Annotated in this window: 18 protein-coding genes; 8 read left to right on the forward strand and 10 right to left on the reverse strand. The window is 66.0% G+C overall.

What is annotated here, in order from left to right; all coding sequences use genetic code 11:
• Positions 1-23: 23 nt before the first annotated feature.
• The 4 genes from trmB to ACFOMF_RS09465 form a co-directional block, all read right to left on the reverse strand.
• Complete coding sequence (gene trmB / locus ACFOMF_RS09450) at positions 24-737, reverse strand: tRNA (guanosine(46)-N7)-methyltransferase TrmB (protein WP_386364158.1); 714 nt, start codon at positions 735-737, stop codon at positions 24-26.
• A gap of 141 nt (positions 738-878) precedes the next feature.
• Positions 879-1,673 (reverse strand): thiazole synthase, encoded by a 795-nt coding sequence (locus tag ACFOMF_RS09455; protein WP_386364160.1) that lies wholly within the window; start codon positions 1,671-1,673, stop codon positions 879-881.
• 52 nt (positions 1,674-1,725) lie between these two features.
• Positions 1,726-1,926, reverse strand: coding sequence for a sulfur carrier protein ThiS (thiS, locus tag ACFOMF_RS09460; protein ID WP_386365775.1), 201 nt, complete (start codon positions 1,924-1,926; stop codon positions 1,726-1,728).
• Positions 1,927-1,994: 68 nt separating this feature from the next.
• A complete protein-coding gene (locus tag ACFOMF_RS09465) occupies positions 1,995-2,375 on the reverse strand; it encodes a DUF423 domain-containing protein (protein WP_386364162.1) in 381 nt (126 codons plus the stop codon).
• A gap of 90 nt (positions 2,376-2,465) precedes the next feature.
• Here ACFOMF_RS09465 and mtgA point away from each other — a divergent pair, with 90 nt between their 5' ends.
• From mtgA to ACFOMF_RS09500, 7 genes are all read left to right on the forward strand, one after another.
• Positions 2,466-3,182, forward strand: coding sequence for a monofunctional biosynthetic peptidoglycan transglycosylase (mtgA, locus tag ACFOMF_RS09470; RefSeq protein WP_386364164.1), 717 nt, complete (start codon positions 2,466-2,468; stop codon positions 3,180-3,182).
• Positions 3,183-3,305: 123 nt separating this feature from the next.
• Positions 3,306-5,237 (forward strand): putative bifunctional diguanylate cyclase/phosphodiesterase, encoded by a 1,932-nt coding sequence (locus ACFOMF_RS09475; protein ID WP_386364166.1) that lies wholly within the window; start codon positions 3,306-3,308, stop codon positions 5,235-5,237.
• A 77-nt stretch (positions 5,238-5,314) separates the two neighbouring features.
• Complete coding sequence (locus tag ACFOMF_RS09480; RefSeq protein WP_386364168.1) at positions 5,315-7,870, forward strand: hybrid sensor histidine kinase/response regulator; 2,556 nt, start codon at positions 5,315-5,317, stop codon at positions 7,868-7,870.
• Between the two features lie 157 nt (positions 7,871-8,027).
• Positions 8,028-8,453, forward strand: coding sequence for an OsmC family protein (locus ACFOMF_RS09485; protein ID WP_386364171.1), 426 nt, complete (start codon positions 8,028-8,030; stop codon positions 8,451-8,453).
• Positions 8,454-8,809: 356 nt separating this feature from the next.
• Entirely contained in the window at positions 8,810-9,712 is a 903-nt protein-coding gene (locus tag ACFOMF_RS09490) for a D-hexose-6-phosphate mutarotase (protein ID WP_386364173.1), read from the forward strand.
• 62 nt (positions 9,713-9,774) lie between these two features.
• Entirely contained in the window at positions 9,775-11,223 is a 1,449-nt protein-coding gene (gabD, locus tag ACFOMF_RS09495) for an NADP-dependent succinate-semialdehyde dehydrogenase (protein WP_386364175.1), read from the forward strand.
• 46 nt (positions 11,224-11,269) lie between these two features.
• A complete protein-coding gene (locus ACFOMF_RS09500) occupies positions 11,270-12,517 on the forward strand; it encodes an HDOD domain-containing protein (RefSeq protein ID WP_386365777.1) in 1,248 nt (415 codons plus the stop codon).
• Here the strand turns inward: ACFOMF_RS09500 and ACFOMF_RS09505 are convergent.
• The 5 genes from ACFOMF_RS09505 to ACFOMF_RS09525 form a co-directional block, all read right to left on the reverse strand.
• On the reverse strand, positions 12,480-12,695 hold the full coding sequence (locus tag ACFOMF_RS09505; RefSeq protein WP_386364177.1) for a KTSC domain-containing protein: 216 nt from the start codon (positions 12,693-12,695) through the stop codon (positions 12,480-12,482). The two genes, ACFOMF_RS09500 and ACFOMF_RS09505, sit on opposite strands and share 38 nt — an antisense overlap.
• Entirely contained in the window at positions 12,692-14,476 is a 1,785-nt protein-coding gene (locus tag ACFOMF_RS09510; RefSeq protein WP_386364179.1) for an ABC transporter ATP-binding protein, read from the reverse strand. The genes ACFOMF_RS09505 and ACFOMF_RS09510 overlap by 4 nt, the downstream gene beginning before the upstream one ends.
• Positions 14,473-15,618 carry a beta-glucosidase gene (locus tag ACFOMF_RS09515; RefSeq protein ID WP_386364181.1) on the reverse strand — a complete coding sequence of 382 codons (1,146 nt, stop codon included), beginning with the start codon at positions 15,616-15,618 and terminating at the stop codon, positions 14,473-14,475. The genes ACFOMF_RS09510 and ACFOMF_RS09515 overlap by 4 nt, the downstream gene beginning before the upstream one ends.
• An 89-nt stretch (positions 15,619-15,707) precedes the next feature.
• Complete coding sequence (gene glf / locus ACFOMF_RS09520; RefSeq protein ID WP_386364183.1) at positions 15,708-16,931, reverse strand: UDP-galactopyranose mutase; 1,224 nt, start codon at positions 16,929-16,931, stop codon at positions 15,708-15,710.
• A complete protein-coding gene (locus ACFOMF_RS09525; protein ID WP_386364185.1) occupies positions 16,919-18,106 on the reverse strand; it encodes a glycosyltransferase family 1 protein in 1,188 nt (395 codons plus the stop codon). Before ACFOMF_RS09525 ends, glf begins: the two co-directional genes overlap by 13 nt.
• Positions 18,107-18,505: 399 nt before the next feature.
• Between ACFOMF_RS09525 and galE the strand changes: the two genes are divergently transcribed.
• On the forward strand, positions 18,506-19,549 hold the full coding sequence (gene galE / locus ACFOMF_RS09530) for a UDP-glucose 4-epimerase GalE (protein ID WP_386364187.1): 1,044 nt from the start codon (positions 18,506-18,508) through the stop codon (positions 19,547-19,549).
• On the opposite strand, the gene ACFOMF_RS09535 is transcribed toward galE, so the two are convergent.
• Entirely contained in the window at positions 19,546-20,433 is an 888-nt protein-coding gene (locus tag ACFOMF_RS09535; protein WP_386364189.1) for a LysR family transcriptional regulator, read from the reverse strand. The two genes, galE and ACFOMF_RS09535, sit on opposite strands and share 4 nt — an antisense overlap.
• Between the last annotated feature and the right edge of the window lie 178 nt (positions 20,434-20,611).

Consider the following 20,611-nt stretch of genomic DNA (forward strand, 5'->3'; position numbering starts at 1 on the left):
CGCCGCTCGAGCAACTTGCTGGATCAGTCCAGGCGAGCGAACTTGAGGTCCCAGACACCGTGGCCCAGGCGCTCGCCGCGGCGCTCGAACTTGGTCACCGGCCGTTCGTCGGGACGCGGCACGAAGCGCCCATCCTCGGCCAGGTTGCGGTAGCCCGGCGCGGCGCTCATCACCTCCAGCATGTGCTCGGCATAGGGCTCCCAGTCGGTAGCCATGTGCAGCACCCCGCCGACCTTCAGCTTCTGCCGGACCAGTTCGGCGAAGGCCGGTTGGACGATGCGCCGCTTGTGATGCCGGCTCTTGTGCCAGGGATCGGGGAAGAACAGCAGTACCCGGTCGAGGCCGGCATCCGGCACGCACTGGCGCAGCACGTCCAGGGCGTCGCAGCTGTACACCCGCAGGTTGCTCAGCTCCTGGTGCAGCGCACCATTGAGCAGCGCACCGACCCCAGGCTTGTGGACTTCCACGCCGATGAAGTCCTGCTCCGGGGCGGCGGCCGCCATTTCCAGGGTGGAATGGCCCATGCCGAAACCGATCTCGAAGGTCCGCGGGGCGCTGCGACCAAACACCTGGTCGAAATCGCGCAGCCCGTCGGCCAGCTCCAGCCCGTACCCTGGCCAGCCCACCTCGAGCCCGCGCTGCTGGCCCTCGGTCACACGCCCGGCGCGCATGACGAAGCTCTTGATGGTGCGCATGCGCGGGACGACGTTTTCGGCGGAATCCAGGATGTCGGTCATGTGTTTCACGGTCAGAGAAATGGCAGCTGGCCATGGGGCAGATTGCCCCGACAGGCCGTATTCAGATCAATTGCAGCTCAAGCGCCGCGCCTGGAGGCGGGCCCTTTCGTCCTGCCTCGAGCCACCGCGCTCCTCTCGGCTCTAACGGATCAGCCCATCCAGCGGCGAAGAAGCGCTGGCGTAGAGTCTTTTCGGCATGCGTCCGGCCAGGTAGGCCAGGCGACCGGCCTCGATGGCGTGCTTCATGGCCTGGGCCATCAGCACCGGCTGCCCGGCATGGGCGATGGCACTGTTCATCAGCACCGCCTCGCAGCCCAGTTCCATGGCGATGGTGGCGTCGGAGGCGGTACCGACCCCGGCATCCACCAGCACCGGCACCGTCGACTCCTCGAGGATGATGCGCAGGTTGTAGGGATTGCAGATGCCGAGCCCAGTGCCGATCAGGCCGGCCAGGGGCATCACCGCGATGCAGCCGATCTCGGCCAGCTGGCGGGCAATGATCGGGTCGTCGCTGGTGTAGACCATGACCTCGAAACCTTCACTGACCAGCACCTCGGCGGCCTTGATGGTCTCGATGACGTTAGGGAACAGGGTCTTCTGGTCGGCCAGCACTTCCAGCTTCACCAGCTTGTGGCCGTCGAGCAGCTCACGGGCCAGGCGGCAGGTGCGCACCGCTTCCTCGGCGGTGTAGCAACCAGCAGTGTTCGGCAGGATGGTGTAGCGATCCGGGCTGATCACCTCGAGCAGGTTCGGCTCGCCAGGGTTCTGGCCGATGTTGGTGCGGCGCACGGCCACGGTGACGATCTCCGCGCCGGAGGCTTCGATGGCCGCACGGGTCTCGTCCATGTCCTTGTACTTGCCGGTGCCCACCAGCAGGCGCGACTGGTAGGTGCGGCCGGCCAGGGTGAACGGCTTGTCGATCGGGGCAGAGCTCATGGGCGGTTCCTCAGGGTCGAGACGGGCGGATCGGGCGGTCGAAGGGTCGGCGCTAGCCGCCACCGATGGCATGGACCACTTCGACCCGATCGCCCTCGGTGAGCGCGGTGCTGGCGAACTGGCTGCGCGGTACGATTTCCAGGTTGAGCTCCACCGCAACACGGCGGCCGCCCAGCTGCAGGCGCTCGATCAGGTCGGCCAGGCTCTGGCCGGCAGGCAGTTCACAGGGTTCGCCGTTCAACTGGATGTGCATGGGCAGGGTCATCGGCTGGCTGGGCCGGGCATTCTAGCGCCGAACCCGGGCCCCGACCAAGCCGCCGGTCATGGCGTAGGGCGCAGGCGCAGCGCCGCCATCCCGAGCAGGAGCCAGCCGGCCATCAGGCAGACGCCGCCGATGGGTGTGATCATGCCCAGCCGACCGAGGCCGCTCAGGGTCAGCAGGTAGAGGCTGCCAGAGAACAACAGGATGCCGAGGCCGAACAGGGCGCCCGCAGCGAGCAGGAGGCGACTCTGCAGCCTGAGCGCGAGCAGTCCCGCGCCCAGCAAGGCCAGGGCGTGAATCTGCTGGTAATGGACGCCGGTCTGGAACACCTCCAGATAGGCCGGGGTGAGCCGGCCACGCAGGCCGTGGGCAGCGAAGGCGCCAAGGCCGACGCCGGTAAGGCCGGACAGCGCCGCGAGCATGAGAAAGACGCGAGCCATGGGGATCCTGAAGCGGCTGGGGGATTGCAGTGTACCCAGCCTCGCCGCCGCGCTGTATATACTGCGCGCTTTCACCGCTGCGCCGACGACATGTTCCGATCCCTGCTGTTTCGCCTGGCCAAGGTCCTGCTCCTGCTGGTGGCGCTCTCGATGCTGCTGGTGCTGCTGCTGCGCTGGGTACCACCGCCCTTCACCGCACTGATGGTGGAGCGCAAGATCGAATCCTGGACCAGCGGCCAGGCGATCGATCTGCAGCGCACCTGGCGCCCCTGGGAGGAGTTGCCGGACGACCTGAAGATGGCGGTGATCGCGGCCGAGGACCAGCATTTCGCCGAGCACTGGGGCTTCGACCTGGCGGCGATTCGTGCGGCCATGGCGCACAACGTTGGCGGCGGCTCGTTGCGTGGTGGCAGCACCCTGAGCCAGCAGGTGGCCAAGAACCTCTTTCTCTGGTCGGGCCGCAGCTGGCTGCGCAAGGGCTTCGAGGCCTGGTTCACACTCCTGATCGAAGGTCTCTGGCCCAAACAGCGGATTCTCGAGGTGTACCTGAACAGCGTCGAGTGGGGCCCGGGCATCTTTGGCGCCGAGGCCGCCGCGCAGCATCACTTCGGGGTCGGCGCGCCCTACCTGTCCAACCGCCAGGCCGCGCTGCTGGCCGCGGTGCTGCCTAATCCGCGGGTCTGGAGCGCCAGCCGCCCCAGCGACTACATCAACCGTCGCGCCAGCTGGATCTCCCAGCAGATGCGCCAGCTCGGCGGCAGCCGCTACCTGCTTCGCCTGCAGGAAACCGACCAGCGGCGGCTCTGAAAGCAGCATGGCACTTGGCTGCCATCTGTCCTAATGTGAAAACAAGGCGTCGCGCGAGGCGCGCCGAGAGTATCATCCGCCCTTCCTTTCTTCATGAAGTGCCTCGTGCGGGGATATGAAGACATGCATGCGAAACTGTTGCGACTCTGCCTCGGCTATTGCCTGCTGGCACTGGCGTGGGTGCTGACGAGCGACCTGCTGCTTGCCCACTGGGTCGAGGATCCGGTCACGGGCGAACACCTGCAACTGGTCAAGGGCAGCGGTTTCATCCTGTTCACCGCCCTCCTGCTGTACCTGCTCGGCCGACACTACCTGGCCGCGCTGGAAGCACAGCAGGCGGCGCGGCGCGAACATGAGACCTACCTGCGCAACGCCGCGGCGGTGTTCGAGAGTACCCAGGAAGGCGTGGTGGTCACCGACGCCGAGCAGCGCATCATTCACGTCAACCCGGCGCTGTGCACCATTACCGGCTACAGCGAGGCGGACGTGATCGGCCAGACGCCCAGGCTGTTCTGCTCGGGACGTCACGATGCGGCCTTCTACCGCATCATGTGGAACGCGCTGCGTGACCAGCACTGCTGGAGCGGCGAGATCTGGAATCGCCGCAAGAGCGGCGAGATCTATCCGCAATGGCAGAACATCCGTGCCATCCATGACGAACAGGGCGAGGTCAGCCATTACGTCGCGGTGTTTTCGGACATCACCCTGCTCAAGCGCTCCCAGGAAGAGATCACCCACCTGGCGCACTACGACCAGCTGCTCGACCTGCCCAACCGGCTGCTGTTCATCGAGCGCACCCGGCAGGAACTGGAACGCAGCACTTCCGGGCAGGGCCAGACCGGCGGCGCCCTGCTGCTGATCGACCTCGACCACTTCAAGGACATCAACGAAAGCCTCGGTCACAACCTCGGCGACAGCCTGCTCAAGCTCGTCGCCGAGCGCCTGCGCCTGCACCAGCAGGACGAGATGACCCTGGCCCGGCTTGGTGGGGACGAGTTCGCCCTGCTCTGCCAGGGCTATACCGCCGAGCGCGCCGCCGCGCTGGCGCTGCGCCTGCTCGACTGCCTCGATCCGCCGTTCAGTCTCTGCGGCCAGGAGCTTTTCATCAGCGCCAGCATCGGCATCGTCTTCTACCCCAACGACGCCCAGGACGTGGAGCAACTGCTGCGCAACGCCGACTCGGCGCTGTTCAAGGCCAAGGGCTCGGGTCGTTCCACCTACGCCTTCTACAGCCAGGACCTGACCAATCAGGCACGCCAGCGCGTCGAGCTGGGTACCGCCTTGCGCCAGGCTCTCGAACAGCGACAGCTGGTGGCCTATTACCAGCCGGTGCACTGCCTGCGCGACGGCCGCATCATCGGCTTCGAGGCACTGGTGCGCTGGGATCATCCCGACCACGGATTGATCTCCCCCGCGGCGTTCATCCCCGCCGCCGAGGAAAGCGGGCTGATCTCCAGCATCGATCGCTGGATGTTGCAGCAGGCCTGCCGGCAGATACGCGGATGGCTCGACAGCGGGCGCTCGCTGGACTTTGTCGCGGTGAACATCTCCAGCCGGCTGTTCACCCGCGGCGAGCTGGACCTGCATGTATCCCAAGTGCTCGCCGAGAGCCGCCTGGAGCCTGGTTATCTGATGCTGGAAATCACCGAGAGCGCGGTAATGGAGGACGCCGATGCCGCGATGATCATTCTCGACCGCCTGCGCGAGCTGGGCGTGCGACTGGCCATCGATGATTTTGGCACAGGCTACTCGTCCCTCGCGCGGCTCAAGCGGATGCGAGTGCACAAGCTGAAGATCGACCAGGGCTTCGTGCGCGGCCTGCCGCACGACCCGGAAAACGCCGCCATCACCCGTTCGGTCATCGGCCTGGCGCACAACCTGGGGCTGAGCGTGGTGGCAGAGGGAGTGGAGACCGCCGAACAGGCAGCCTTCCTGCTCGAAGAGGGCTGCGACCTGGGCCAGGGCTTCGGTTTTGGCCGCCCCTGCGCGCCCGAGCGCATCGAATGGGACCTCGAGCGCATGCACTACGGCCAGACCCGCCTGGCGCTTCCCTAGTCGCGGCGAACCCGCTGGCCCGTCACGGGTCAAAAAAAGCTGTCAGCCACCGACGCTTCGCTGGTAGCGTTTCCCGCATGAGCTACCCCAGATCCGATTCCGGCGCGTCGACATGGCGCGCATTGTTCAGTCGGCGCAGCGCTCTGGCCTGGCTGGTCCTGTGCACCGCCCTGCTCGCCCAGCTCGCCGTGTACCTGCACCTGCGCCATCAGGAGCGCGAGGCCGCTGGCCAGCAGTTTGCGCTGATTGCCGATCGTATCACCGAGTCCATCGGCCGCCGCCTGGCCTTCCACGAACAGATCCTGCTCGCTGGCGCGGCGCTGTTCGAGCTGCATGGCGAGGTCAGTCGTCAACAGTGGCAAGGCTACGTCGAACGCCTGGCGCTGAGCGAGCGCTACCCGGGCATCCAGGGTGTCGGCTTCAGCCGGGTGGTGCCGGCGGCGGAGCGGGCCGCGCACCTGGAGGGCATCCGCGCCGAGGGCTTTCCCGACTACGCCATCTATCCGCCGGGCGAGCGCGAGCTGTACATGCCCATCGTCTATCTCGAACCCTTCAGCGGCCGCAACCTCACCGCGTTCGGCTACGACATGTACTCCGAGCCGATACGCCGCCAGGCCATGCAGCGCGCGGGCGAGACCGGCGAGCCGAGCATCACCGGGAAGGTAGTGCTGGTGCAGGAGATCCAGGGACCGGTGCAGGCCGGCCTGCTGATGTACGTGCCGGTTTACCGGCAGGACGCCTCGCTCGACGGAGCGATGGCGCGCATGCAGGCCTTGCGCGGCTTCGTCTACAGCCCTTATCGGGTGGATGACCTGATGCGCGGCATTCTCGGCGCCGCCGACCTGTCGCTGGACCTGACCATCTACGCCAGCGACCGGCTCGATCCACTCCAGCAGATCTACACCACACGCCCGGCCGACCTCGACCACAAGCCACGCTTCGCGCTGTTGCGCCAGCTCGAGCATCATGGTCAGACCTGGACGCTGCAGCTCGGCAGCCTGCCGGATTTCGAGTCCGAGGCCCCTTTGCGCGGGCCGTTGGTCGTCCTGCTGGGTACCGCTCTTGGCCTGCTGCTGTTCTTTCTCACCTTTACCCTGCTGTCGCGCCAATCGCGTGCCGAAGCCCTGGCGCGGCGCATGACCGAGGACACCCGGCAGAGCCGCCAGGCCTTGCGCCAGAGCGAGGAGCGCCTGGCCCTGGCGCTCAAGGGGAGCAACGACGGCCTGTGGGACATCAACCTCGAGGACCACAGCTTCTACGCTTCGCCCCGCGCCTGGCAGATCCTCGGCTATCCGCCGCATGATCAGCCGGCCGGCGCGCCAAGCTGGGAACGCCTGATGTCGCCAGAGGACCTGGCGGCGGGTCGCGAGGAGCTGACAACGATCCTCTCCTCGACAAGCAATCACTTCACCTCCGAAGCGCGTCTGCTGCACTGCGACGGTCACCGGGTGCCGACCCTGCTGCGCGGCTTTGTCCAACGCGACTCGCATGATCGCCCGCTGCGCGTCAGCGGCACCATCATGGACCTGACAGAGCGCAAGCGTATCGAGCAGTTGAAGCGCGAATTCGTCTCCACCGTGAGTCACGAACTACGCACGCCGCTGACCTCCATCCGCGGTTCGCTGGGGCTGATCACCGGCGGCGCGCTCGGTGAGGTGCCGGAGACCATGAGGCCACTGCTGGACATCGCCCACCAGAACAGCCTGCGCCTCAGCCACCTGATCAACGACCTGCTCGATCTGGAGAAGATGGAGGCAGGCAAGATGCGCTTTAGCCTGGCCGACGAGTCGCTGGGGCCGCAGCTGGAAGAGGCGCTGGACGCCGCCGAAAGCTTTGCCGCCGAGCACCAGGTCGGCTGCAGGCTGAGCGGCGAGGTGCCACAGAGCTGCTGCGTGCGGGTCGACGCCCAGCGCCTGCAACAGGTGCTGGGCAACCTGCTGTCGAATGCCATCAAGCACTCGCCACCCGGCAGCGAGGTGGTGGTCGGCTGCACCCCGGGCGACTCGCGTGTACGTGTCAACATCAGTGACACCGGCCCGGGCATTCCCGAAACATTTCATGAGCGCATGTTCACCCGCTTCGCCCAGGCCGACAGCTCCGACAGCCGGACCATGGGCGGCAGCGGCCTGGGCCTGGCCATCAGCAAGGAGCTGATCGAACGCATGGGCGGCACCATCGGCTTCGACACCCGTGCCGGCGAAGGCACCACCGTCTGGTTCGAGTTGCCGACCCAGGATGCGCTGACCAGCGAAGACGACCCCGACCAACCGCGCCTGCTGGTGATAGAGGACGAGCCGGACACCGGTCGCCTGCTGCACATGATGCTGCGCAACGCAGGCTATGCGGTGGACCGGGTGCAGAGCCTGCACGCCGCCCGGGAGCGAATCCTGAGCCAGAGCTACGCCGCGCTAACCCTCGACCTGCACCTGCCCGACGGCAACGGCCGCGAACTGATCGAAGAGCTGCGCCGCGATCCGGCGACCCGCCGCTTGCCCATCGTGGTGATTTCCGCGGCCAACAACTTCCGCGTGCCGGAAGACGACCCGTACCTGAGCTGGCTGCACAAGCCCATCAGCGATGCGCAGCTTCTCACCGCCCTTGGGCGGGTGCTGGAGGTGGGGGTGGTGGGGTAGGCAGCAAGCTGAGGGCTGAGGGCTGAGGGCTGAGGGCAAGAGCCTGTGGACGAGAGCGGAGATGGCAAGCGTCGTGGCGGTCCGATCGTACTCAGTGGAACTCGCGCCGGCACCGTCTCTCTGAACATCACAATCGCCATCAACCGGGAGAACCGACATGAAAAAAACCGCATCGGCCATGTGGCAGGGTGGACTGAAGGACGGCAAGGGCACGATCAGCACCGAGAGCGGCGCCCTGCAGAACAACCCCTACGGCTTCAATACCCGCTTCGAGGACTCCCCGGGCACCAACCCCGAAGAACTCATCGGGGCGGCGCACGCCGGCTGCTTTTCCATGGCCTTCGCCAACATGCTCGGCCAGGAGGGACTGACGCCCGAGCAGATCGAGACCGCAGCCGAGGTCACCCTGGACAAGACCGACGCCGGTTTCACCATCACCGCCATCGCCCTGACCTTGAAGGCCCGCGTGCCCGGCGCCGATGAGGCCAAATTCCAGGAAATTGCCAACAAGGCCAAGGAAGGCTGCCCGGTATCGCGGGTACTCAACGCCCAGATCAGCCTCGACGCCCAGTTGCTGAGCTGAGGCCCCGTCCCCGCTTCACCGGCGGGGACAAGCCCATTGCTGCCGGGCGCGCCGGCTGCCTGGAATCGCCTCCCCTTCCGCCCATCACAGTACCCCTCCAGTCACCTGTTCGGCATCATGAACAACCAGACCATGCTGGCGGTGTCGCTGTTCGTGTTCATGGATGTGATGCTGGAAAAATCGCAGGTCGCCGAAGACCTGCTCGAAGCTGATCGAGGACGCGCTCCGCCAGCTGCCCGGCGCTCCTCCGTTCGGCTTCTCGCTGTTCTACGGCCCCTAGCACCGATAAGGCGAGGATTGGCGTTTTTCCGCCGCGGGCTATCTAATGGCCTCAACGGACAAGAGGAGCACTATCGATGGCCAGCGACGCCCTACGGATCGAACGCCAGACGCGGGATGCCCTGACCTGCTGGAAGATCGGCCTCGGCGACGCCGAACTGCTGGTGGCCGAACAGGGCGCCCAGCTCTTGAGCTACGGCCGACGCGGCGAGAAGCCGTTGATCTGGCTCAGCGAAGAGGCGGCGTTCCAGGCCGGACAATCACTGCGCGGCGGCGTACCGCTGTGCTGGCCCTGGTTCGGCGATCTTTCACGCAACCCGGCGGCGGTCCGCGACCTGCATCCGGACCCGGCCCAGGCGCCCTTCCATGGCCTGGTGCGCAACCTGCCCTGGCAGCTCGAGGAAATCCGCAGCGAAGATGGCGCGGCGACTCTCGAATTCCTGACGCGGCCTGCCGAGGGGCTCGAAGGCTGGCCGCCTGGTCTTCTACCACGGCTCAGCCTGCGCCTCGACGGTCGCCTGAGCCTGACCCTGAGCAGCCACAACGCCGGAAGCCGCTCGCTGGCGCTGAGCCAGGCACTGCACAGCTATCTTCCAGTCGGCGATATCGCCAGGGCGAGCATTCCGGCGCTGGACGGCTGCCGTTATCTCGACACCCTTGATGATTGGGCCGAGCGGCGCCAGCAGGGCCCAGTGACCTTTACCGGCGAAACCGACCGCATCTACCTGGACACCCCGGCGCTGCTTGAGCTCCACGACCATGCCTGGGGCCGGCGGATCTGCCTCGAGGCACGGGGATCGCGCTCGGCCATCGTCTGGAACCCCTGGATCGACAAGGCCCGGCGCCTCTCGCAGTTCGCCGACGACGCTTGGCAGGGCATGCTCTGCATCGAGACGGCCAATGTCATGGACGATGCCGTCGAGTTGGCCCCCGGAGAAACAGCGGCCATCGGCTTCAGCCTGTGGAGCGAGCCGCTATAGGCGCCCCTATTCCCACGACCTTTTTTTCCTGCCGGGACAACCCGGCTGAGCAGGAGAACACCATGCAACTGGACGACACCACGCTGTTCCGCCAACAAGCCTTCGTCGACGGCCAGTGGCTGGACGCCGACAGCGGCGCAACCCTCGAGGTGCTCAACCCGGCCAGCAACGATGCACTGGGCACGGTGCCCAGGATGGGTGCCGAGGAGACCCGCCGGGCAGTGGCCGCCGCCGAACGAGCCCTGCCCGCGTGGCGCAGCCTCACCGCCAAGGAGCGGGCACAGAAGCTACGCCGCTGGTACGAACTGATCATGATGCACCAGGATGACCTGGGCCGGCTGATGACCCTGGAGCAGGGCAAGCCACTGGCCGAGGCCAAGGGCGAAATCACCTACGCCGCCTCCTTCATCGAGTGGTTCGCCGAAGAGGCCAAGCGGGTCTACGGCGACACCATCCCCGCGCATCAGGGCGACAAGCGCATCATCGTCATCAAGCAGCCGATCGGTGTCTGCGCCGCCATCACCCCCTGGAACTTCCCGGCGGCGATGATTACCCGCAAGGCCGGCCCGGCGCTGGCTGCCGGCTGCACCCTGGTGGTAAAGCCGGCCAGCCAGACGCCCTTCTCCGCCCTCGCCTTGGCCGAACTCGCTGACCGCGCCGGGATTCCCAAGGGCGTGCTCAATGTGATAACCGGCTCGGCCGGCGACATCGGCAACGAACTCACCGCCAACCCGGCGGTGCGCAAGATATCCTTTACCGGCTCCACCGAGATCGGCGCTCGGTTGATGGCCCAGAGCGCACCGGGGATCAAGAAGGTTTCGCTCGAACTGGGTGGCAACGCACCCTTCATCGTGTTCGATGACGCCGACCTCGACGAGGCGGTCAAGGGTGCCCTGGCCTCGAAGTACCGCAATGCCGGGCAGACCTGCGTCTGCGTCAACCGTATCTATGTGCAGGACGGCGTCTACGACGCCTTTGCCGAGAAATTCAAGGCGGCGGTGGCCGGGCTGCAGGTCGGCAACGGCCTGGACGACGGCGTCGAGATCGGCCCGCTGATCGACGACCGCGCCACCGGCAAGGTCCGCGAGCACATCGACGACGCCCTGTCCCGGGGTGCCGAACTGGCGCTCGGCGGCAAGGCCCACAGCCTCGGCGGCAGCTACTTCGAGCCCACCGTACTGGTCAATGTGCCGCATGATGCCAAGGTGGCCAAGGAAGAAACCTTCGGTCCCCTCGCGCCGCTGTTTCGCTTCAGCGATGAGGCCGAGGCCATCGCCCTGGCCAATGACACCGAGTTCGGCCTGGCCTCCTATTTCTACGCCCGCGACCTCAGCAGGGTGTTCCGCGTCGCCGAAGCCTTGGAGTACGGTATGGTTGGCATCAATACCGGGCTGATTTCCACGGAAGTGGCGCCGTTCGGTGGGGTAAAATCTTCCGGGCTCGGCCGCGAGGGTTCCAAGTACGGCATCGACGACTACCTCGAGATGAAGTACCTCTGCCTCGGCCTGTAACCGTCCCCCTCCGTGCAGGAGGGGTCTCTCGTCCTCTTGCGAGTCCATCGTGTCCGTCACTCTTGCACCCGTGCTGGTCGTCTGCCCCGACAGCGGTCCCGGCGACCAGCTGACCCGACTGGTCGAGGCGTTGCGCCCAGGCACCCCAGTCATTCGTCACAGCGTGGGCCAGCAGGCCCTCGACACCCTCCAGCGTATCGCTCCGAGCCTGGCGATGATCGACCTCAATCTGCCGGACATGAGCGGATTGGCGCTGCTGCGCGAGATACGCCGCGGTGGACCCGGTAGCCGCCTGCCCTGCATTCTCATCAGTGAACAGGTCGATGCCGCCAGCGTCCGCGCGGCGCTGCCCTACGCACCAGCGGCCTACCTCGCCCGGCCAATCGACGAGCAGGACCTGAAGCGACGCCTCGCCGTCCTGCTGCCCGAGGCTGCCGCCACCCCGCCGATGTCGCCCTTGTCGCTGGATGACTACCTGTCCGGCCTGCGCGAGAACAACCCTGGTGGCCCCCTGCTGGAGCAAGTGCGTGACGCCACCAGCCGTTGCATGCAGAGCGACGAGCAGGATCTGAACGCCCTCGAGCGGCTGTTCCGTGGCGACCCGCAGACCACCGCGCGGCTGATCCATGCCGCCAACAGCGCGGCGGCGCGCCAGCCCACCAGTTGCCAGACCCTGTCCCAGGCACTGGCGCGGCTGGGGGTGAAACGCTCGTTGAATCTGGTGCTGCGCCTGCTCATCGAGCGCAACGCCCAGCTGGCCGACGCGCGACTGGCCAAGCAGGCCGCGGAGTGCTGCCGGGAAGCAGCCCAGGCAGCCGAAGCCGCCGGCTGGCTGGCGCGCCAGTTACGTCTGGATGCCGAGCTCTGCTACACCGCCGGGCTACTCCACAATCTGGGCGAACTGGCCGTGCTGCGAGCGCTCCAGGGCTGGCTAGACGAAGGTGGCGAGCTGCACGAAAGGGACATCGAGCGGGCCCTGCGTGGGCAGGGAGCGGGTTTCGGCTCGGCCCTGCGCACCCAGTGGCGACTGCCCCTCGGCCTGCGCCAGCTGATCGGTGCCTATTACGCCTACAATGCTGCCGGGGTACTCTCGCGCGAGGCGCTGGTGCTCAACCTTACCCGGGAACTGCTGCAGCTTCCCGTCGAACGCGACCCGGCTAGCCTGGTGGAAACCAGCCGCACGGTTCGCATGCTGGCCCTCGACCCGGGAGTGCTGCGTCGCGTGCCGCTGGGCCGGGGAGATACCCCTCGCGGCGCTACAACAGTTGCCGATAGGGAAACTGGCAGGGCTTGAAGATCCGATTGAAATAGCCACCCGGAGACTCGGCTTGCAAGAGGTTCAGCACCAGTTGCTCAGGCACCTGTTCGTAGCAATAGACCGAACCGCTGTGAAACTCGATTTCCAGCAGGTGGGTTTCCGGGTCGTAGCCCAGCGCGCGGATGCTGCTGGAATTGATCAGGGCTCTATTCATGCGGCGGGATCCTTGGTAAATCCTTCGGATTGCATGCGCCAGAGCGCGTCGAAGGCGCCCTTTCGCTGACGCAGTTCATACGGCGCTCCGTCCTCGACGATGCGTCCGTGCTGCAGCACCAGGATGCGGTCGAAGGTGGACAGCGTGGACAGCCGGTGGGCCACCGCCAGCACCGTGCGGCCCTGCACCAGCTTGTTCAGCGCCGCCTGGATTTCGGCCTCGGACTCGGTATCCAGTGCCGAGGTGGCCTCGTCGAGAATCAGGATGGGCGCGTCCTTGAGAAAGGCCCGAGCGATACCCAGGCGCTGGCGCTGGCCCCCCGACAGCATCACCCCACGCTCACCCACCAGGGTGTCATAACCTTCGGGCAGCTCGCTGATGAAACCATGGCAGAACGCATGCCGCGCGGCCTGCTCCACTTCCGCATCGCTGGCCTGCGGGCGCCCGTAGCGGATGTTCTCGCGGATGCTGCGGTTGAACAGGGCGGTCTCCTGCGGCACCACGGCGATGCGCTCGCGCAGGCTGTCCTGGCTGACCCGGCAAATGTCCTGGCCATCGATCAGGATGCGCCCGGCCTGCACATCATCGAGCCGCTGTACCAGGCTGATGAGGGTCGACTTGCCGGCGCCCGAGGCGCCGACGATGCCCACCTTCTGCCCGGCCGGGATATCCAGATCGAAGCCATCGAAGATCGGGCTGCGACCGGCATAGCCATAGCGCATCCCGTCGAACTGGATATGCCCGCTGGCCAGGCGCAGCGGATCCTGGGCGTCTTCCAGCGCATGGGGCTGGTTGATGATGTCGAGGGTATCGGCGATGGCACCGATCTGCTGGGTGGCATCCACCAGCGCCAGGGCCAGGTCGCGCGAGCCGTGCAGGATGCGAAAGGTGAGCGCGCTGACCAGTACCACGTCACCGGCCGTGACCGCGCCACGCTGCCACAGAAGGATGGCCCAGACCAGCATGCCGCCGGCCATCACCGCCAGACAGATGTCGTGCAGTACCCGGGCCTTTTCAAGGTACATCCAGCTGCGTCGCTGGGCCCGGGCCTCGTAGCCGATTTCCCGCGCCAGGCGTTCGCTTTCGCGGTCGCGGGCGGAAAACGCCTTGATGGTCCAGACATTCGAGACCGCGTCCACCAGTTCGCCGCCGACTCGCGCCGACTGGGCGGCGAAGCGCTGATGTTTGTGCCGACCACGGATGCCGAAGCCGGTGATCATCAGCGCCACCAGCACCACGAAGCCCACCAGCGCCAGTGCCATGCGCATATCCACCAGCAGCAGCACCACCACCGCCCCGATGAAGTCGACCACCGGCGGCAGGATCTTCCACGCCAGGCCGCCATAGATGGCTCCGGCCGAGCCACCTACCGCAGAGATGCGGTTGCCCAGCGAGCCGGCGAAGTGCTCGTTGAAATAACGCATCGGGTGGCCGGTTAGATAGCGGAACAGATCCACGCGAATATCCACGCAGCTGGCGATCACGGTGCGACAGCCAAGCCAGCCACCCAGCCGCCAGAAGATGTTTTCCGCGACGATCAGTCCGAGAAACAGCCACAGCGGCAACCATACATTGACTGCACCGGGCTCGCCGGACATGGCGTCCACGAGCAGCTTCATGCCGTATTGGACAGCCACCGCACAGGATGCGGCGGCGATGATCAGGATCAGCAGGCCGCTGAAATGGAGGGGCCGGTTGGCCACGTAGTACCAGAGAAAGGGCAACGGCTGCCGCGGCAACGGCCGGTCACGGCGCGCCCGCGCAGCAGCCGCGGCGTTCACCCGAGCGACGCCTTGGCGGTTTTCGCCAGTTCGGCGAAGCGCGCCTGTTGCCGGTGCAGTTCATCGGCGAGGCCCGGGTGCAGCGGGCGAATGCCCTCCGAGTCGGGGAAACCGTAAAGGCCGGTCGGGCAATGGCGGTCGTTTTCCCAGCCGGGGTAGTCCAGCACCGGATAGAGGCAGATGCCTTCGACCGGCACGCCGCGCGCCTGCGCCATCGCCACCTGCTCGCTGACATAGCCCAGCCACTCCCCGCGCAGGTCGCCCTCCGCGCCGGTCTCGGCAACCAGGATCGGCCGCCCGTAGCGCTTGTGGATCTCGCTGAGGATGCCACTGAACGGCCGGTAATCGGGATGGCCCACGGGAATGGTGTCGCCGCCCAGGTACCACTGGTTATCCGAGTAGTAGTTCACGCCAATGATGTCGAGATACTCCGGCTTGCCGCCCATACCCGGCCAGAGTCGTCCGGATAACAAGTCCCAGCCGTCGAACTGGGCCTGGCGGCAGTTCTCCGCCTCGCGTTGCGGCCCGGGGCGTACCGAGGTCGCGCGCACGTGGATGACCGGATCGACCTGGACGAAGCGTGCCCGTCGGTCCACCTCGCGAATGGCATCGATGGCGGCCATACTGGCGCGCACCAGCTGGTGCTTCAGTTCCAGCCCTCGGCCACGGCCCATGGGGTTCATCATCGCCATGTCGCCGCCGGCCCAAGACCAGAAGGAGATCTCGTTGATCGGTGCATAGAAGGGCACGGCGTCGCTGTGGTCGGCCACCAACCGTGCCGCGGCGGCGGCGAAACGGGCAAAGCGCTCGACGAACTCGGGGCGCCAGATGTCGATGTCGTCAGGCCAGCCGTAATGGCACAGGTCCCAGATCACCTGGGTTTCCCGCTCAGCGGCCGCCTGCACCTGCGGCAGCACGCTGGACCAGTCGTACTGGCCGGGAACCCGCTCGATCAGGTGCCAGCGAAAGCCATCGCGCACGCCGCGGATGCCGTGCAGGCGGAGGCTGGTAAGGTCCTGAGCGGCCCAGCGGTCATGGCCTGTAGCGGCCAGCATGTCGAGTCGGCGCCCGTCGGCCCGGCGGTGCGTCGAACATTCGAAGCCGCCAAGAAAAAAACTGTCGAAGAGGGTCGGTCGATGCATGAAGTCTCCTGGCCGGCAGCAAACCCCGCCGGCAGCGCATTATGGACGGCATCAGGCGAGCACAGGAGCACCCGCTCGACACACGGCGCTCAAAGCGCCTGTTTGATCCGCGGCTCCGCAGGGGCGGCAAAGGATTGCTCGCCCTCCTCGATCCGCTTGTACAGGGCCAGCGCCTGCCCCACCACCTGGTCCATGTTGTAGTACTTGTAGGTACCGAGACGGCCGAGGAAGGTCACCCCCGGGGTCTGCTCGGCGAGCTTCTGGTAACGCTTGTAGAGCTCGGCATTTTCCGGTCGCGGGATCGGGTAGTAGGGATCCCCCTCGGCCGATGGGAATTCGTAGGTGATGCTGGTCTTGGGATGCTCCTGCCCGGTCAGGTGCTTGTACTCGCTGATGCGGGTATAGGGCACGTCCTCGCTGGGGTAGTTGACCACCCCGACGTCCTGGAACCAGGCCTGGTCTCGGCTCTCATGCTGGAACCTGAGCGAGCGGTAGGGCAGTTTGCCGTAGCGGAAGTCGAAGTATTCGTCGATCGGCCCGCAGTACACCAGGTGGCGATAGAGCACCTCTTCGCGGATCTCGCGGTAATCGGTGTTGAGCATCACCTTGATGTTGGGGTGATCGAGCATCCGCTCGAACATTCGCGTGTAGCCATGCTTGGGCATCTGCTGGAAGCTGTCGCCGAAATAGCGGTCATCGGCGTTGGTTCGGGTCGGCACCCGCGAGGTCACCATCTTGTCCAGCTGCGAGGGATCGAGGCCCCACTGCTTGCGGGTGTAACCACGGAAGAACTTCTCGTACAGCTCTCGGCCGATCCCGTTGACCACCACGTCTTCGCTGGTCTTTATGTCTTCCACCGGCTCGGCACGGCTGGCGAGGAAGGCCGCCGCTTCCTCTTCGGTGGAAAGATTCAGATCGTACAGCCTGTTCAGCGTGGTCATGTTGATCGGGATCGGCACCTGCTGGCCGTCCACCTCCGCCAGAACCCGATGCTCATAGGCGCGCCATTCGGTGAAACGGGAGAGATAATCGACGATCCGCTGGGAGTTGGTATGGAAGATGTGAGGACCGTAGCGATGGATCAGCACACCGGTATCGTCGTAATGATCGTAGGCATTGCCGCCGATGTGCGGCCGCCGATCAACCACCAGCACACGCTTGTTCATCCCTGCGGCAAGCCGCTCGGCCAGTACGCTGCCGGCGAAACCAGCCCCGACGATCAGGTAGTCGAAGCCTTGCGGACATCGCTCGGGCCCACGGCCGCCACCGGCTGCGCGCTCTGGGTGGCCATCCTGCGGTTTCACATCGAACATGTCATTTTCTCCTTCATCAGGGACCAGGTGAATTCCCAGGACATGTCGCCCAGGATGCCGTCGGCGGTTTCCAGCAATCGATCAGGCTCTGCAGCGTCAGCCAGGGCTTCTGCTGCGGCCTCGACGAAGGCTTCCGGCGAGTCGGCGATGCGCACGATGCCGGTGTCGCCATAGGTCCGAACCACGTCGATGATCGGGGTGGACACCACCGGGCAGCCGCCGGCCAGGTATTCGGGGGTCTTGGTCGGGCTGATGAAGCGCGTCGATTCGTTCAGGGCGAACGGCATGATCGCCACGTCCCAGCCGGCCAGGTATTGCGGCAGGTCGTCGTAGGCCTTGGCGCCGAGGTAGTGAATGTTGTCGCGCCGCGGCAGCTCGGCCGGGTCGATCTTGACCACCGGTCCTAACAGGACGATCTGCCAGTCAGGCCGCATATCCGCGACTTTTTCCAGGAGATCGAGGTCGAGTCGCTCATCGATCACCCCGTAGTAACCCAGCCGGGGAAAGCCGATCCGGGCCTGGTCCTCGGGGTCCTGCTGCGGCTGCCGGGCGGAGGCGAAATGCTCCACGTCAACGCTGCTGGGAAAGGGATGAACGTTGTCGTGACGCTCGCGCTTGGCCTCATAGAGGCTGTAACCGCCGGTGAACACCAGCTCGGCCCGGCGCAGCAGTTCGGTCTCACGTTCGATCAATTCGGGCGGGGCGCCGCGAAAGGCCGAGAGCTCGTCCATGCAGTCATAGACGGTCAGGCGTGGCCACAGATGGTCGGAGAACGCCAGGCTCATGGGGGTGTAGTACCAGAGCAGCAGCTCATTACCCACGCCCAGCTTGTCCAGATATCCGTTGAGCAATTCGCGCTGGTCCCGCTCGCTCGCCTCGCCAGCGCGGCCCTCTGGCAGCCGCGGCACCAGGACCTGCACGCCGCTGGCATCGGGACGGACTTCCAGCCAGGGCTCGGCGGCCTCGGTGGTGATGGGCTCTTCCCAGAACAGCAGATTGTAGTCCCGGGCGAAGCGCGACATCAGGTGCTGGGGGCGCTGGTAGACGAAGCTCCATCGCAGGTGTGAGAGACAGAGTAAGGTCGGCAAACTGTCGTCGAAAACCACTTCCACCGGATTCTCGCCACGGTTGTTCGTCTTGCCAATGTCGTACTGGAAGGGACCGGCCCAACTCATGGTGTCGTTCTCCGGATTGTGTAGGCCAGGCGCTCCATCAGGCGTTCCAGCTAAGCCTCCTGGCGCGCCCCTGTGCGACGATTCATGGGCGTTTCGGCGCAATGTCTGACCTTTTGGTTAGGACATGCTGCGCGTCAATGGACGGTCAACCGGCACGGGAGGTTCCCAATCACTTGACAGGCGACCGGTTTCGGCTGTGTGCCTTCCTTCCAGGGAACTTGGCGGCATGCCATCGCTCCTACCCACACAGGAAACAAATCTTTACGGACGCGGAATGCCTGATTTTGCTGGCGAAGTTCCGTTGTCGTCCCCTTGAGTCGAACGCCCCGCAGTGCCGCCCAGCGCGGCCACCGCAACTTTCTGGCGTGCTCGAAAAACGTAGCGAACGGAGGACAACGGATGATCCTGGTAACAGGCGGAGCGGGATATATAGGGTCTCATGCGGTACTCGAGTTGCTGCAGGCGGGCCATGAGGTCCTGGTCCTGGACAACCTCTGCAACAGCTCGCGTACGGCACTGGCCCGTGTCGAGCGGATTGCCGGGCGCCCCGTCCAGTTCGTCCGCGGTGACGTGCGCAACCGTTCGATGCTCACCGCCCTGTTCGCCGCCTATCCGGTGACCGCGGTGCTGCATTTCGCCGGACTCAAGGCAGTCGGCGAAAGCGTGCGCGAACCGCTGCGCTACTACGAGACCAACGTCAGCGGCAGCATCGCGCTGTGCCAGGCCATGGCCGAGGCCGGCATCTTCAAGCTGGTGTTCAGCTCCTCGGCCACCGTGTACGGCGACGCCCAGCAAATGCCGATTACCGAGGAAGCGCCGACCGGACAGCCGACCAATCCCTACGGGCAATCCAAGCTCATGGCGGAAAATGTCCTGCACGGGCTGGCCGCCTCCGATCCGCGCTGGTCGATCGGCCTGATGCGCTACTTCAACCCCATCGGCGCCCATGAATCCGGACTGATCGGCGAAGATCCCAACGGTATCCCGAACAACCTGCTGCCCTACATGCTCCAGGTGGCGGTGGGCCGGCGAAAATCCCTGAGTGTGTTCGGCTCCGACTACCCAACCCCCGATGGCACCGGCATCCGCGACTACATTCATGTGGTCGATCTGGCCAAGGGGCATCTCAAAGCCCTCGAGCGGCTGGAACAGGTCCAGGGCGTTTCGGTCTGGAACCTCGGCACCGGTCTGGGCCATTCGGTGCTGGAGATGGTCTATGCCTTCGAGAAGGTGCTCGGCCGCGCCCTGCCCCACAGTTTCGAGCCACGCCGACCCGGCGACATCGCCCAGTGCTGGTCCGACCCGAGCAAGGCGCTCGCGGAACTGGGCTGGCGCGCCGAACGCGACCTCACCTGCATGCTGGCCGACGCCTGGCGCTGGCAAAGCCAGAATCCCCACGGCTACAGCGTCCCGCAAAAGGCCGCGGCCGACCTGGCCAGCTAGCCCGACATCTGCACGTCGAGCCAGTCGGCCAGACGCTGCGCGCGTCGGTCGCCGCCTCGCCTGGGCACCCACAACGCCAGACGCGCCCGCGTCTCGACGAAGCCCCAGGGCGCCAACAGCCGGCCAGAAGCCAGGTCATCGGCCACCAGTTGCTGCGGCGCGATGGCCACACCCAGCCCGGCCAGCGCCGCCTCCAGCAGATAATAGAGATGCTCGAAGCCCTGCCCGTAGCGCAGCCGATCAGCCGCAAGGCCCTGGCGCGCCGCCCATTCCGGCCAGGCTTGCGGACGCGAGGCGGTGTGCAGCAATCGCTCGTCCAGCAAGGCCTGGACCGGCGCCCGGGCCAGCCGCCCGGCGCCCGGCAGCAAGGGGCTGAGCACCGGCCCAATGCGTTCGGCAGCGAGCTCGAACACCTGCATGTCCGCCGGCCAGGGCGGTTCGGCATACCGGAGCGTGGCATCCAGCCCGGCCCGGCGCGGGTCCAGCTCGCCCTCGCTGGCGGATAACTGCAGCCTCAGCTCGGGCAGCTCCCGATTGAGCTGGTCCAGACGCGGGATGAACCAGCGCGCCAGCAGGCTCCCCGGACAACCGAGCACGAAGGGCGCTTCGGCGGTCTGGCGCTGCAGCGCCTCGCAGGCCTCGCGCAACCGGCCGAACGCCTCGCCTGTGGCTTCCCGTAGCCGAAGCCCGGCAACGGTGAGTTTTACGCCGCGCCCGTCCTTGACGAACAGCGCCACGCCCAGCGCCTCCTCCAGCTGCTTCACCTGCCGGCTGATGGCCCCGTGGGTGACGTGCAGCTCACGCGCCGCTTCGCTGACGCCACCCAGGCGGGCGGCCGCCTCGAACGCGCGCAGGGAATTGAGCGGGGGAAGGTCGCGGGCCATATATGTGAGACTTCCTGACAGGTCGCAGCGATCTTATCGCTTTTATCCCAGGCGCTGCTGCTGCAAGCTGCGCCTGAGCTGTAAATACATCAATACAGAAGCGGATGCGCGACATCCCTCTTCGGCTCTACAGGCGGAATGCCTTTCCCCTCACGGAACCGAACCTTGTAGGAGCGAG

The sequence above is a fragment of the Stutzerimonas tarimensis genome, from assembly GCF_042648805.1.
GTDB lineage: Bacteria > Pseudomonadota > Gammaproteobacteria > Pseudomonadales > Pseudomonadaceae > Azomonas > Azomonas tarimensis.

Bases quoted from the DNA above. Each gene is read 5' to 3' on its own strand.
- ACFOMF_RS09505 (WP_386364177.1), bottom strand. From the start codon at position 12,695: ATGAATAGAGCCCTGATCAATTCCAGCAGCATCCGCGCGCTGGGCTAC.
- ACFOMF_RS09480 (WP_386364168.1), top strand. From the start codon at position 5,315: ATGAGCTACCCCAGATCCGATTCCGGCGCGTCGACATGGCGCGCATTG.
- ACFOMF_RS09475 (WP_386364166.1), top strand. From the start codon at position 3,306: ATGCATGCGAAACTGTTGCGACTCTGCCTCGGCTATTGCCTGCTGGCA.
- ACFOMF_RS09465 (WP_386364162.1), bottom strand. From the start codon at position 2,375: ATGGCTCGCGTCTTTCTCATGCTCGCGGCGCTGTCCGGCCTTACCGGC.
- ACFOMF_RS09490 (WP_386364173.1), top strand. From the start codon at position 8,810: ATGGCCAGCGACGCCCTACGGATCGAACGCCAGACGCGGGATGCCCTG.
- trmB (WP_386364158.1), bottom strand. From the start codon at position 737: ATGACCGACATCCTGGATTCCGCCGAAAACGTCGTCCCGCGCATGCGC.
- gabD (WP_386364175.1), top strand. From the start codon at position 9,775: ATGCAACTGGACGACACCACGCTGTTCCGCCAACAAGCCTTCGTCGAC.
- galE (WP_386364187.1), top strand. From the start codon at position 18,506: ATGATCCTGGTAACAGGCGGAGCGGGATATATAGGGTCTCATGCGGTA.
- mtgA (WP_386364164.1), top strand. From the start codon at position 2,466: ATGTTCCGATCCCTGCTGTTTCGCCTGGCCAAGGTCCTGCTCCTGCTG.
- ACFOMF_RS09525 (WP_386364185.1), bottom strand. From the start codon at position 18,106: ATGAGTTGGGCCGGTCCCTTCCAGTACGACATTGGCAAGACGAACAAC.
- glf (WP_386364183.1), bottom strand. From the start codon at position 16,931: ATGTTCGATGTGAAACCGCAGGATGGCCACCCAGAGCGCGCAGCCGGT.
- ACFOMF_RS09455 (WP_386364160.1), bottom strand. From the start codon at position 1,673: ATGAGCTCTGCCCCGATCGACAAGCCGTTCACCCTGGCCGGCCGCACC.
- thiS (WP_386365775.1), bottom strand. From the start codon at position 1,926: ATGCACATCCAGTTGAACGGCGAACCCTGTGAACTGCCTGCCGGCCAG.
- ACFOMF_RS09535 (WP_386364189.1), bottom strand. From the start codon at position 20,433: ATGGCCCGCGACCTTCCCCCGCTCAATTCCCTGCGCGCGTTCGAGGCG.
- ACFOMF_RS09515 (WP_386364181.1), bottom strand. From the start codon at position 15,618: ATGCATCGACCGACCCTCTTCGACAGTTTTTTTCTTGGCGGCTTCGAA.
- ACFOMF_RS09485 (WP_386364171.1), top strand. From the start codon at position 8,028: ATGAAAAAAACCGCATCGGCCATGTGGCAGGGTGGACTGAAGGACGGC.